We start from the raw sequence: 12,070 nt of genomic DNA, 5'->3' as shown, positions 1-12,070 counted from the left end.
CCGGCGGGCCGCTCCCCCCGACAAGGACCAGAAGGATGTTTCGCCGTTTCGAACACCTGATCGACACCTTCAAACCCGCTCCCGACACCACGCCGCCACGCACCGTGGTGAAGTTCTACCTCCACTACCTGCGCCAGGTCTGGGGGGTGTTCGCCATCCTCCTGCTGGTGGGCCTGGTGGTCGCCCTGATCGACGTCGCCCTCTACAGCTTCCTCGGCCGCATCATCGACCTGGCCCAGCACAGCGCGGCCGACACCTTCTTCGCCGACCACGCCAACGAGCTGATCTGGATGCTGGTGGTGGCACTGATCCTGCGGCCGATCTTCAACGGCCTGCACGACCTGCTGGTGCACCAGAGCATCAACCCCAGCCTGACCAACCTCATCCGCTGGCAGAACCACCGCTACGTGCTCAAGCAGAGCCTGTCGTTCTACCAGAACGACTTCGCCGGGCGCATCGCCCAGCGCATCATGCAGACCAGCAACTCCCTGCGTGATTCGGCGGTGCAGGCGGTGGACGCCATCTGGCACGTGCTGATCTACGCCGTCAGCGCCCTGGTGCTGTTCGCCGAGGCCGACTGGCGCCTGATGATCCCGCTGCTGCTGTGGATCGCCGGCTACATCGCCGCACTCTGGTACTTCGTGCCCCGGGTCAAGCTGCGCTCGGTGGCCGCCTCGGACTCGCGCTCGCGGCTGATGGGGCGCATCGTCGACGGCTACACCAACATCACCACCCTCAAGCTGTTCGCCCACACCAGCCTGGAAGAGCAGTACGCCCGCGAGGCCCTGAGCGAGCAGGTGCACCGCGTGCAGCAGACCAACCGCATGGTCACCGGCATGGACGTGGTCATCACCACCCTCTCCAGCGTGCTGATCGTCGGCACCACCGGCTTCGCCCTGTGGCTGTGGACCCAGGACATCATCACCGTCGGCGCCATCGCCCTGGCCACCAGCCTGGTCATCCGCATCAACAACATGTCCGGCTGGATCATGTGGGTGGTCAGCGGCATCTTCGAGAACATCGGCCAGGTGCAGGACGGCATGCAGACCATCGCCCAGCCCCGCGACGTGCAGGACCACGACGATGCCAAGCCCCTGCAGGTACCTCGTGGCGAGGTGCGTTTCGAGCACATCGGCTTCCACTACGGCAAGGGCCGCACGGTGTTCGAGGGGCTCGACCTGGAGGTGCGCCCCGGCGAGAAGATCGGCCTGGTGGGCCCCTCCGGCGCCGGCAAATCCACCCTGGTCAACCTGCTGCTGCGCCTCTACGACCTGGACAGCGGGCGCATCCTGGTGGACGGCCAGGACATCGCCCGGATCACCCAGGAAAGCCTGCGCGAACAGGTCGGCATGGTCACCCAGGACACCTCGCTGCTGCACCGCTCGATCCGCGACAACCTGCTCTACGGCAAGCCCGGCGCCAGCGACGAGGAGCTCTGGGAAGCGGTGCGCAAGGCCCGCGCGGCGGAGTTCATCCCCTACCTCTCCGACGCCCAGTGCCGCACCGGTTTCGACGCCCATGTCGGCGAGCGCGGCGTGAAGCTCTCCGGTGGCCAGCGCCAGCGCATCGCCATCGCCCGCGTGCTGCTCAAGGACGCGCCGATCCTGATCCTCGACGAAGCCACCTCGGCCCTCGACTCCGAAGTGGAAGCGGCGATCCAGGAAAGCCTGGAAACCCTCATGCAGGGCAAGACGGTGATCGCCATCGCCCACCGCCTCTCCACCATCGCCCGCATGGACCGCCTGGTGGTGCTCGACCAGGGCCGCGTGGTGGAAAGCGGCAGCCACACCGAACTCCTCGCCCAGCGCGGCCTCTATGCCCGCCTCTGGCACCACCAGACCGGCGGCTTCGTTGGGGTGGACTGAAAGGTTCCAGGCACTGGAGTTGATGGGTTTCGCACGGCTCTACCCATCCTACGAAAGCCGACCTCGTCACTTCGTAGGATGGGTAGAGCGCAGCGAAACCCATGCGGTACGGCGCGGCCACGGAGCACGCCGAAACCCGCCCCGCATCACTATCGATACCGATGATCTCGACTACAACAACCATCAATTTCCGCGATGAAAACGGCGGTGGTCATATAGACCCCGTACAAAGCAGCAACCCAAACCCGTAGCAGGAAGCCATCGCGCACCGGGTTTCAGTTGAAGCTTTCCAACCGCCCATCGAGGAAAGATCAGCATGAAAATCGCAGCCGCCGTTACCGCCGTCCTCTCCAGCCTGGCCCCCGCCGTCTTCGCCGCCGAAAGCCGCGAGCCGGGCGCCGAACTGACCGCCGTCGAATACCACTACGGCATGAACGTGGACGTGCAGAAAGTCATCTACCGCACCGACAACACCAGCAAATCCGGCGTCGTGCCGGTGGTGCTGGTCTACGAAGACAGCAAGGGTGAAGTGCACAAGATGAAGTTCCTCGAGTGGGGCGGCAGCGTCAGCAACAGCTGATCCCCATCGACGACCGGGGGCTCACTCCCCCGCCTTGCGATACGGCAGCATGCCCCGCGCCTCTTCGGCATAACCGAGGATCGCGGGGCGCTCCTGCTCCAGGAAGCCCGCCACCGCCTCGCGCAGGCCGGGGTGCAGAAGGTAGTGCCAGGAGCGGGTGATCACCGGCTCGAAGCCACGGATCAGCTTGTGCTCGCCCTGGGCGCCGGCGTCGAAGCGCGGCAACCCGGCAGCGATGGTCATGTCGATGCCTTGGTAGAAGCAGGTCTCGAAATGCAGGCGGTCGAACTCCGCCAGGCAGCCCCAGTAACGCCCGTACAGCGACCCCGAATCCATCAATGAGAAGGCCATGGCCACCGGCCGCGCACCCTGTTTCGCCAGCACCACGCGAATGGCCTGGGGCATGCGTTCGGCCAGCAGGCTGAAGAACGCCCGCGTCAGGTACGGCGCCTGGCCGCGCACCTCATAGGTGTTGGCGTAGCAGGCGTAGACGAAATCCCATTCCGCCTCGCTCAGCTCGTTGCCTTCGCGCCACTCGAATTCGATCCCCTGCCCCGCCACCTGCTCGCGTTCCTTGCGCACCTGCTTGCGCTTGCGCGAAGAGAAGGCGTCGAGGAAATCCTGGAAGTCGCGATAGCCGCGGTTATGCCAGTGGTACTGGCAGCCCAGGCGCTCCAGCCACTGCTCGCGGCCTTGCAGGCGGGCATCGGCGAAGGCGTCGGTGAAGTTGACGTGCAGCCCGGACAGCCCCGCCACCTCCAGCTCAGGAACCAGCGCGTCGATCAGCTGCGCCGCAGCCGCCTCGTCATGGCCCAGCAGGCGTGCACCCCGCACCGGCGAGAAGGGCACGGCGGCGAGCAGCTTGGGGTAGTACTCGATGCCGGCGCGCTGGCAGGCATCGGCCCAGCCCCAGTCGAACACGTACTCGCCATAGGAGTGCGCCTTCACATAGGCCGGCATGGCCGCGAGCAGTTCGCCGCCCGCACCGCGCAACAGGCGATGGGCCGGCCACCAGCCGCTGCGCCCACCGATGCTGCCGCTGTCCTCCAGGGTGGCGAGGAAGGCATGGCGCAGGAAGGGTTGGTCGTCCTTCAGCAGGGCATCCCAGCTGGCGGCATCGACTTCGGAAAGGCGGGAAAGGGTCTGGATCGGCATGGCGACAAGTCTGGCCTGCGGCGCCGGCGAAAAAAAGCCTGTCGTAGAGAATTCATCGACGATGTTCTTTCGCGGTTGAAACCGCCCCCACAAGAACATGCGCACCCACCGTGGGAGCGGACTCATCCGCGATGAGCCCAGAGGGCTCCGCCGTAGGTTGGCGCCGAGCGCAGCGAGGCCCAACGGAGCGGGGCTGGACCTCGCATCGTTGGGTTTCGTGCCTCTACCCAACCTACGACCCCTTACCCCTCCCGGACATCGCGAAAAACACGCCCATAAAAAAGCCCCGCCGAAGCGGGGCTCAAGAAGGAGCGGATGAACGGTATTGCTTAGAACGCGTACTGCGCGCGGATGACGAAGCCGTCGCCGTCGTCGTCGCCCACGTTGTTGGTCACCTTGTCAGTGGCGGCACGAACATAGGTACCGCTGATCTTCACGGCTTCGTTGGCGTACCAGTTCACGCCCAGGTTGTGCACCTTGGCCTCGGCGTCGCCGACTTCGCGGGTAGCGGAAGCGGTGGTCACGTTACCGTCATCCACGCTGATGCTGTCGTAGCGGTAGAAGAGTTCCCAAGCGCCGATCTGCTTGTTGTTCGGCTTGATCTTGTCGAACTTGCCGAGCTTGTAGTCACGTGCCTCGCCGGTCAGGGTGTAGGCCGCCTGTACGTAGAAGCCGTCGGCCTTGATGTCCTGGAAGGCGGCGGAGTCGGCCTTCATCTTGCGCTTCATGTATTCGCCCTGCAGGGAGAACGGGCCGGTGGCCCAAGCCGCTTCCAGACCCCAGGCGGTGTCGTCGTCATAGGAACCGGCAGGCCGGGTGTTTGCACCACCGAAGACCACGCGGTTGCCGTTGGTGCCGGCATCGTTGCCACCCAGGGTCTCAACGCCACGCATGCCCAGGCGGCTGCGGAAGCGGGAGTCGATGGTGGAGTCGGAAACGTCGCGACGAGCGAAGTTGGCACCGAAGTGGAGGACGTTGCCGGCTTCAGCCATCGGAGCGAATACGCCACGCAGGTTCACTTGCTTATTGGCTTTGCCGTCGGTGTCGTTGTTGTCCTTGGAGAACACACCACCGGACAGGTAGGCGTAGTTGCTGATGGTGGTGGAGACCTGGGCGCCCATGCCGTTCTGGTGGCCGTTGGCCCAGTCGATGACGTCGTAGAAGGCGTTACGCTCAGGAGCGGTCACCCATTTGGAGCTAGTGGCTTTTTCCAGGCCGAATTCCGGGTCGAAACGACCAACCTTGATCACCACCGGGTTGAAGCCGGTGTAGGCGATGGAGGCCTCGTCGAAGTAACCGTCGTCGGAGCTGCCAGCGTTGTGGGAGAAGTCGTAGTTGATCTGGTAAGCCCAGTCGGTGTACGCCACGCCACCGATTTCCAGGAAGGCACGACGGAAGTAAGCCGCGTCGGCGGAATCGCCGTTCTTGGTGTAGATGCCGTCGAAGCTGCTGTAGTCAGCCTGCAGGCGGCCACCGATCTTGAAGCTGTACGCCTTGTCGGTGGTAGCGACTTCAAGGCCGCCCTTGGTCTTGATAACGATGTCGGTGCCGTCGGTGGTGACGGTACCAGCGAAAGCCTGGGCGGAAATGGCCAGAGCCATGGCGCTGGCGGCAAAACCGGCGAAGTGCTTACGGATCATCGAAGATTCCCCTGTTGGTCTTTAGTGCTGGAAAACACCCGAGCGTTGGGCTCGTTTGTGCTGGGGGGGAATGTTGGCGGGGGGTTATTTCAGCTCAGTTGCTTTTAGATAAATGTTTTATGACAGAGGAACTTTTTCATCGCCATTGGGAATATAGAAAAAACCGCTCTAGGACGGGCGTTGCGGGCAAGCGAAGCGGCAAGTTGTCGCAGAGGGGTGCGCCGCCGATTATGACAACACGACTGAAATGTTACGGCGCGATGACCTGGCTCAGGGGGCTTCGTTACGTGCCCGGGCGAGCCGTTCGGCCAGTTTTTCATCGCCTTCCGGGGTCGCTTCGGGCAGTTGCCTGAGCACTTCACGGGTGAGGTTCAACTGGGCGAGGAAGCGCCGGCAATGGGGGCAGATCAGCAGGTGCTGGCGCACGCCCAGGCGCTGCACGAAACCCAGCTGGCCATCGATGTAGTCGCTGGATCGGGCGACCAGCTCCCGGCAGTTCAGCATTGGCCCGTCTCCTCGAAATGCTCCAGGGTGGCGAACAGCTTGAGGCGCCCACGGTGCAACAGCACCCGGACATTGGAGAGGGAAACCTCCAGCAGGTTACAGATCTCCTGCAATTCCAGGCCCTGGCGCTCGCGCAGCAGCAACACGCTGCGCTGCAGGTCGGACAGGCTCAGCAGGGTCTTCTCCAGGCACTCGCGCAGCTCCTCCTCGGCCAGCAGGGCCTCGGGGGAGTCCTCGTGCCAGGTGGCGGGGCCGGCCAACCAGTGGCCGTTGGCGGCGAAGCGCGTGTCATCCACGGTGCCGTGGGGCGCGGGCAGGTCGTCGAGCAGGACTTCGCGGCGGCTCTGCTTGAGGCGGGTGCGGGCGGTGTTGGCGACTATGGTCAGCAGCCAGGTCTTGAGGCTGGAGCGCTGCTGGAAACCATCCAGGCTGCGCACCACGGCGAGCCAGGCGTCCTGCACCACTTCGTCGGCATGGGGGCTGCCGACGATGGCGAAGGCCACGGCGCGCATGGCGCCCTGGTAGGTGTCGATAAGTTCGCGGAAGGCCCGCTGCTCCCCGGCCCGCAGGCGAGGGAGCAGCTCGCTGTCCGCAGGTACGGCCATCAGTGCTTGCGCAGGATCACGCTGCCGATGGAGTAGCCGGCGCCGAAGGAGCTGAGCACGCCCAGGGAGCCGCTGGGCAGGTCGTCCTGGTACTTGTGGAAGGCGATCACCGAACCGGCGGAGCTGGTGTTGGCGTAGGTGTCGAGGATCACCGGCGCCTCTTCGGCCTCGGCGTCACGGCCCAGCAGCTTGCGGGCGATCAGCAGGTTCATGTTGAGGTTGGCCTGGTGCAGCCAGAAGCGCTTCACGTCGGCGACGTCCAGCTCGTTCTCCTGCAGGTGCGCGGCGATCAGCTCGGCGACCATCGGGCAGACGTCGCGGAACACCTTGCGGCCTTCCTGCACGAACAGCTTGTCGCGGGCGCCGATGCCCTCTTCCGCGGCGCGGTTGAGGAAGCCGAAGTTGTTGCGGATGTTGTTGGAGAACTGGGTCAGCAGCTTGGTGCCGACGATGTCGAACTGGTACTTCGAGGTGGCCTGGTCGGCACGCTCGATGATCACTGCGGTGGCCGCGTCGCCGAAGATGAAGTGGCTGTCGCGGTCACGGAAGTTCAAATGGCCGGTGCAGATTTCCGGGTTGACCATGAGGATGGCGCGGGCCTGGCCGGTCTGCACGGCGGTGGTCGCCGCCTGGATGCCGAAGGTGGCCGAGGAGCAGGCGACGTTCATGTCGTAGCCGAAGCCCTGGATGCCCAGTGCGGCCTGGACTTCGATGGCCACGGCCGGGTAGGCGCGTTGCAGGTTGGAGCAGGCGACGATCACGCCATCGATGTCGGCGGCGGTGCGGCCGGCGCGTTCCAGGGCCTGCTTGGCGGCACCAACGGCCATTTCGCAGAGCACGCCCCACTCTTCGTTGGAGCGCTCGGGAAGGCGCGGAACCATGCGCTGCGGGTCGAGGATGCCGTCCTTGTCCATCACGAAGCGGCTCTTGATCCCCGACGCCTTCTCGATGAAGGCAACGCTGGATTCGCTCAGCGCCTCGACTTCGCCACGCTCGATGGCAGCGGCGTTCTCGGCGTTGAACGCCTGGACGTAGGCGTTGAACGAGGCCACCAGTTCTTCGTTGGAGATGCTCTGGGACGGGGTGTAAAGGCCGGTGCCACTGATCACGACTTTGTGCACGGTCGATCCTCTCGTTACTGGGCTGTGAGCAGGCACAGCCGGTTGGGCAGTTGGGCGCTGGGCGAAGGCTCGACCAGCATTGGAAAAAGGCTCACCCCGCCTGGCGGGATGGAACAGCGAATCCTTGTTGTAGCGGGCACGCCGGAGGCTTCACGGCGACGGGGCACTGGGGCCCGCTCGCGGGTCGCCGAAGGATAGCAACGGCCTCTCACGCAAGCCGCGAATTCTGCCACAGAGCGGGTCTTTCCGGGGCATCGGCGCCGCTGCGTCAGACCATCGGCCGGCGCATGGAGCGAGTTGGGAAAAGCCCGCTGAAGGTGGCGAAAACGCCTCGATATGTAGGATTAAGCCTACAAACGAGTCCTTCAATGTTGTTATAGATGCTCGGCGCCGCAGCCAGGACACAGGCGGACGACCGGGAAAATCGGCTTATGTGCGGCTAAAAAGGCCGAATCGTCGGCTGATAACGCGCAAACGACCGGTTTCGAGGCCAGTCGTCGTGGCACACCCCGGACTTCAGAGGCGCTTGAGCAAGCGCGCCTGCAGCGCTTCCAGCTCGGCCGGATCGGCCTTCTTACTGGCATGGATGCCCAGGGACTCGCCCTCGAAACGGGGAACGATGTGCATGTGGATATGGAACACCGTCTGCCCCGCCGGGGCGCCGTTGAACTGCGCCACCTGCACGCCGGCCGGCTCCAGCTCCTCCACCAGCACCCGGGCCAGGCGCTGCACCACGGCCATGACCTTGGCCAGGGCGTCGCCGTCGATATCGAGGATATTGCGCGCCGCCGAACGCTTGGGGATCACCAGGGTGTGGCCGTAGGACTGCGGAAAGATATCGAGGAAGGCGAGCACGTCGTCGTCTTCATAGAGCGTGTAGCAAGGGGCCTCGCCACGAATGATCTGGGCGAAGACGTTCTGCGGATCGTAGGTGCCGTGAAGGCTCATCGTGGCGCTCCATTTGCCGTTTGCTGACCGCGCACCTTAACGCCCGACGCCGCCGGGTTGAACCCCCGCTGCGCGTTTCCGGTTTTCAAACCGGCCACGACGCTTCACCCTTGTGCCCTCGGACCACCCCCGCAAGGAACGCCACATGCCCGCACTGGACATCCTCGAACACAACAGCGCCGCCTGGGACCGCCAGGCCCGGCAGCACTGCGAATGGTCGCGCCCCGTGGACGCCGCTACCATCGCCGCCGCCCGCGCGGGCGATTGGCAGGTGCGCCTGACTCCCGGCCCGCTGCCCGCCGGCTGGCTGCCCGAGGTGCGCGGGCTGCGCATCCTCTGCCTGGCCTCGGGCGGTGGCCAGCAGGCCCCGGTGCTGGCCGCCGCCGGTGCCGAGGTGCTGGTGCTGGACGCCTCCGCCGAGCAGCTCGCCCGCGACCGCGAGGTGGCCGAGCGCGACGGCTTGCAGCTGGAGACCTTGCAGGGCGACATGCGCGACCTCTCGGCCCTGGCCGACGCGCGCTTCGACTGCGTGTTCCACCCCATCTCCAACCTCTACGTGCCGGATATCCGCCCGGTCTGGCGCGAGTGCTTCCGTGTGCTGCGCCCCGGTGGCCGGTTGCTGTCGAGCTTCTACAACCCGGTGGTGTTCGTCGCCGACCGTGACCCGCGCCATGCCGAACAGGGCCTGATCAAGCCGCGCTTCACCCTGCCCTACTCCGACCTCGACGACCTGAGCCCGGAGGAACTGGCGGCCAAGCGCGAGCGCGGCGAAGCACTGGTGTTCGGCCACAGCCTGGCGGAGCAGATCGGCGGCCAGCTGGAAGCCGGCTTCGTGCTGCGCGGCTTCCACGAAGACGCCCAGCCCAACCCGCGTTTCGTGATCGATAGATACCTGCCGACCTTTCTCGCCACCTGGGCAGAGAAGCTCGGTTAGGGAAGGCGCATCCGCTCCGACGCCCCACCTCCTCACCGTCGGGCCACACTGCGCTCGGCGCCAACCTACATTAGGCAACCCTGGGCGTGATGCCAGCCTCGATCTCCGCACCGTGGTCCAGCCCCGTAGCCCGGGCTTCAGCCCGGGAAACCCTCGCACAGAGCGCCCGTAGGTTGGGTTGCGGAACGAAGCCCAACATTGCAATGCCCGGCTCCGCTGCGTTGGGCCTCGCTGCGCTCGGCACCAACCTACGGGAGGTGCATCTGCTGTGGCATCGATCGCGGATGAATCCCCACAGGAGCAGCCCGAGTGCCGCCCCGTAGCCCGGGCTTCAGCCCGCGAAACCCTCGCACAGAGCGCCCGTAGGTTGGGTAGAGGAACGAAACCCAACATCGCGATGCCCGGCTCCGCTCCGTTGGGCCTCGCTGCGCTCGGCGCCAACCTACGGGGAGGTGCATCTGCTGTTACATCGATCGCGGATGAATCCGCTCCCACAAGAGCGCCCCGTAGCCCAGGCTTCAGCCCGGGGAGGCGTCGCGCAGGTGGGCCAGCACCTGCTGCACCCGCGCGTCCAGCGGGCCGGTGAGCACCTGGTAGGGCCAGCCGCGGCGTTGCAGTTCGGCGTGGTACCAGGCCTGTTGGCGGCGGCGGAAGGTTTCGTCCTGGCGGGTGCCGTCCTGCACGAAGGGGAAGTCGTCGGCGCAGAGGAAGCTGTGGGTGTAGGGGCGTTCGGCCAGGGTGGCGAGTTCGGCTTCGGCGCGGCCGAACATCGCGTGGCTGTAGAACAGCGTGGTCAGCGCCGAGGTGTCGCAGACCAGGTAACGCCCGGCCTCAAGCGCGGCCTGGTCCTCCCGGGCCATCTGCGTGCGACCGATGTGCAGCAGGTCGTCGTACTCCAGGGCGCCGTCCTTCGCCACCCAGTGCTCGCGGCCGAACTCGGCCACGCAAGGAGCGTCGAGCGCTGAGGCCAGGGCGATGGCGAGGCTGCTCTTGCCGGTGGATTCACCGCCGAGGAAGACGATGCGCTCGACGAAGTCGGCATGCACCTCGGGGGCGAGGAAGCCGCGCAAGCCATGGGGATCGGCGCGCAGCCGGGTGCCGGAGACGGGCACGGCGAGGCGTTGCTGGTCGACACAGACGTGCCGCACCGGGTGGCCGAAGACGCCTGCCAGATGCTCGGCGAAGCCGTCGCCGTAGCTTTCGCTGGTGAACACCGCATCCACCGTGGTGCCGAACACCGCCTGGCAGAACTCGGCGACGAACTGGCGCGGCTCGAACTCGGGGGCGTCGTTGTGGGGCAGGTCGGGCAGGCACTTGCCCTGTTCGCGCCAGGCCTGGATGCGTGTCGGGGTGACGACCTCCGCCTGCACCCCGGGAAAGCGCAGGCGCAACCAGCGTTCGCGGCGCTCGGCGTCGCAGCCCGGCAGTTCCGGCAGCGACCAGCACAGCAGCAGCAAGCGCTGGCATTGCCCCAGGGCGGTGCGGATCACCTGCTCGTGGCCCAGGTGCAGCGGCGAGAACTTGCCCACCACCAGGCCGGTGCGGAAGGTCGCGCTCACCTCAGGCGGGCTCCTGCCCGGCCAGGGGCGTGGCGGCTTCGCGCAGCTCACGGCGCCAGCAGTACAGGCCGTACCAGGCGTTGCACCAGAACAGGGTGTAGAGCCCGGCGGTGAGGTACAGCTCACGGGAGGCGTAGAGCGGCACCGCCAGGGTGTTCACCAGCAGCCAGGCGTACCAGTTCTCCAGGCGCCGACGCATCAGCAGAAGCTGCGCCAGCACGCTGAAGGTCAGCACCAGGGAGTCCACCAACGGCGCGTAGGCGTCGGTGAAGTGGTGCAGCAGCGCGCCATAGGCCAGCGCCACCACCACGGCCAGGGCCGCCATCCGCAACAGGGAGGCCGGCGCGGTGCGGCTCACCGGCAGCTGGGTGCCGGCGTTGCCGTGCAGCCAGGCCCACCAGCCCATGGCGCTGGTGATGATGAAGAAGCCTTGCAGGGTGACGTCGGCATAGAGCTGCGCGCCGAAGAACAGCCAGCCGAACAGCAGGCAACCGAGGATGCCGGTGGACCAGGTGTGCACGCTGTTGCGCGCGGCCAGCAGCACGGCGATCAGGTTGACCAGGTCGGCGACGAGTTCGAGGGTGGAGGGCATGGGGGCGTCCTTGTCCGGTACTGCCTGGGCTCAGCCGAAGCGCTTGACCGCGTCCAGCCAGGCCGGGTCGAGGTGGGTCTGTTCGGTATCCAGCCCCTGGGCCGTCATCGCTTCGCGGTGCGCATCGATCTCGTGGACCATCTGGCTGAGGTCGGAGGTGTTGCCGTCCAGCTGGTGCATCTGGGTCACGCCCAGGTGGTAGAAGCGCAGCAGCTTCATCGCCGCCGGGTCGTTAACGGCGACACCCGCCTTGACCCGGTGCATCAGGTTGGTGACGCGCATCAGGCTGCGCTTGAGCCGCCAGCCATACACCGCCGGCGCCATGAAGGGGCGCGGCCACAGCTGCAGGCGCACCAGCGCCAGGGTGAGCGCCACCCCGGCCAGCACGCCGATCAGGTTCCAGCGGAAGTTATCGCCACCCGGCGTGCCGAACAGCTGCACGCTGAGGGTGGCCATGAGCATGGCCAGGGCGATGAACAGCACGGCGATGCCGATGGCGATGCGCCGGGTCTTCTCGCGGTATTGCTCGGGGTTCATGGGGCGGATGTCGAACAGCGCATCACTCAT

General features: G+C 66.0%; 12 protein-coding genes. 3 read left to right on the top strand and 9 right to left on the bottom strand.

Translation table 11 applies throughout. The features are described 5' to 3' along the window. Window positions 1-35: 35 nt before the first annotated feature. Together RTW82_RS25555 and RTW82_RS25550 are read left to right on the top strand one after the other, a co-directional pair. A complete protein-coding gene (locus tag RTW82_RS25555) occupies window positions 36-1,865 on the top strand; it encodes an ABC transporter ATP-binding protein (RefSeq protein WP_316926849.1) in 1,830 nt (609 codons plus the stop codon). A gap of 316 nt (window positions 1,866-2,181) precedes the next feature. Beyond that, a complete protein-coding gene (locus tag RTW82_RS25550; protein ID WP_021219278.1) occupies window positions 2,182-2,445 on the top strand; it encodes a DUF2790 domain-containing protein in 264 nt (87 codons plus the stop codon). A gap of 21 nt (window positions 2,446-2,466) precedes the next feature. Here RTW82_RS25550 and RTW82_RS25545 read toward each other — a convergent pair whose 3' ends face one another. From RTW82_RS25545 to RTW82_RS25520, 6 genes are all read right to left on the bottom strand, one after another. Next, the gene (locus RTW82_RS25545; protein ID WP_316926848.1) at window positions 2,467-3,600 is read right to left on the bottom strand and encodes a GNAT family N-acetyltransferase; all 1,134 of its coding nucleotides are present in this window, start codon (window positions 3,598-3,600) and stop codon (window positions 2,467-2,469) included. A gap of 329 nt (window positions 3,601-3,929) precedes the next feature. Beyond that, the gene (locus RTW82_RS25540; RefSeq protein ID WP_184490768.1) at window positions 3,930-5,240 is read right to left on the bottom strand and encodes an OprO/OprP family phosphate-selective porin; all 1,311 of its coding nucleotides are present in this window, start codon (window positions 5,238-5,240) and stop codon (window positions 3,930-3,932) included. Window positions 5,241-5,510: 270 nt separating this feature from the next. After that, entirely contained in the window at window positions 5,511-5,744 is a 234-nt protein-coding gene (locus tag RTW82_RS25535) for an anti-sigma factor family protein (protein WP_263403224.1), read from the bottom strand. Then, window positions 5,738-6,349 carry an RNA polymerase sigma factor gene (locus RTW82_RS25530; RefSeq protein WP_316926847.1) on the bottom strand — a complete coding sequence of 204 codons (612 nt, stop codon included), beginning with the start codon at window positions 6,347-6,349 and terminating at the stop codon, window positions 5,738-5,740. Before RTW82_RS25530 ends, RTW82_RS25535 begins: the two co-directional genes overlap by 7 nt. Further along, window positions 6,349-7,470, bottom strand: a complete 1,122-nt coding sequence (locus tag RTW82_RS25525; RefSeq protein WP_184490770.1) for a beta-ketoacyl-ACP synthase III — start codon at window positions 7,468-7,470, stop codon at window positions 6,349-6,351. The genes RTW82_RS25530 and RTW82_RS25525 overlap by 1 nt, the downstream gene beginning before the upstream one ends. 516 nt (window positions 7,471-7,986) lie before the next feature. After that, a complete protein-coding gene (locus RTW82_RS25520) occupies window positions 7,987-8,418 on the bottom strand; it encodes an HIT family protein (protein ID WP_184490771.1) in 432 nt (143 codons plus the stop codon). 145 nt (window positions 8,419-8,563) lie between these two features. Between RTW82_RS25520 and RTW82_RS25515 the strand changes: the two genes are divergently transcribed. Further along, window positions 8,564-9,352, top strand: a complete 789-nt coding sequence (locus RTW82_RS25515) for a class I SAM-dependent methyltransferase (RefSeq protein WP_316926846.1) — start codon at window positions 8,564-8,566, stop codon at window positions 9,350-9,352. Between the two features lie 518 nt (window positions 9,353-9,870). Here RTW82_RS25515 and RTW82_RS25510 read toward each other — a convergent pair. From RTW82_RS25510 to RTW82_RS25500, 3 genes are read right to left on the bottom strand one after another with little or no spacing between them, the layout of a single operon-like run. Continuing rightward, window positions 9,871-10,911 carry an AAA family ATPase gene (locus RTW82_RS25510; RefSeq protein WP_316926845.1) on the bottom strand — a complete coding sequence of 347 codons (1,041 nt, stop codon included), beginning with the start codon at window positions 10,909-10,911 and terminating at the stop codon, window positions 9,871-9,873. A 1-nt stretch (window position 10,912) separates the two neighbouring features. Further along, the gene (gene pnuC, locus RTW82_RS25505; RefSeq protein ID WP_263403219.1) at window positions 10,913-11,503 is read right to left on the bottom strand and encodes a nicotinamide riboside transporter PnuC; all 591 of its coding nucleotides are present in this window, start codon (window positions 11,501-11,503) and stop codon (window positions 10,913-10,915) included. 30 nt (window positions 11,504-11,533) lie between these two features. Further along, window positions 11,534-12,070, bottom strand: a complete 537-nt coding sequence (locus tag RTW82_RS25500; protein WP_316926844.1) for a DUF3087 domain-containing protein — start codon at window positions 12,068-12,070, stop codon at window positions 11,534-11,536.

The sequence above is a fragment of the Pseudomonas sp. zfem005 genome (assembly GCF_032621735.1).
GTDB classification, from domain to species: Bacteria; Pseudomonadota; Gammaproteobacteria; order Pseudomonadales; family Pseudomonadaceae; genus Metapseudomonas; species Metapseudomonas solani.
Note: the sequence above shows the minus strand (reverse complement) of the source record. Positions and strands in the feature narration are given on the sequence as shown.

Excerpts from the sequence above, each read along its gene's own strand:
- pnuC (WP_263403219.1), bottom strand. The coding sequence starts at position 11,503 with ATGCCCTCCACCCTCGAACTCGTCGCCGACCTGGTCAACCTGATCGCC.
- RTW82_RS25530 (WP_316926847.1), bottom strand. The coding sequence starts at position 6,349 with ATGGCCGTACCTGCGGACAGCGAGCTGCTCCCTCGCCTGCGGGCCGGG.
- RTW82_RS25535 (WP_263403224.1), bottom strand. The coding sequence starts at position 5,744 with ATGCTGAACTGCCGGGAGCTGGTCGCCCGATCCAGCGACTACATCGAT.
- RTW82_RS25520 (WP_184490771.1), bottom strand. The coding sequence starts at position 8,418 with ATGAGCCTTCACGGCACCTACGATCCGCAGAACGTCTTCGCCCAGATC.
- RTW82_RS25545 (WP_316926848.1), bottom strand. The coding sequence starts at position 3,600 with ATGCCGATCCAGACCCTTTCCCGCCTTTCCGAAGTCGATGCCGCCAGC.
- RTW82_RS25555 (WP_316926849.1), top strand. The coding sequence starts at position 36 with ATGTTTCGCCGTTTCGAACACCTGATCGACACCTTCAAACCCGCTCCC.
- RTW82_RS25500 (WP_316926844.1), bottom strand. The coding sequence starts at position 12,070 with ATGAGTGATGCGCTGTTCGACATCCGCCCCATGAACCCCGAGCAATAC.
- RTW82_RS25550 (WP_021219278.1), top strand. The coding sequence starts at position 2,182 with ATGAAAATCGCAGCCGCCGTTACCGCCGTCCTCTCCAGCCTGGCCCCC.
- RTW82_RS25515 (WP_316926846.1), top strand. The coding sequence starts at position 8,564 with ATGCCCGCACTGGACATCCTCGAACACAACAGCGCCGCCTGGGACCGC.
- RTW82_RS25540 (WP_184490768.1), bottom strand. The coding sequence starts at position 5,240 with ATGATCCGTAAGCACTTCGCCGGTTTTGCCGCCAGCGCCATGGCTCTG.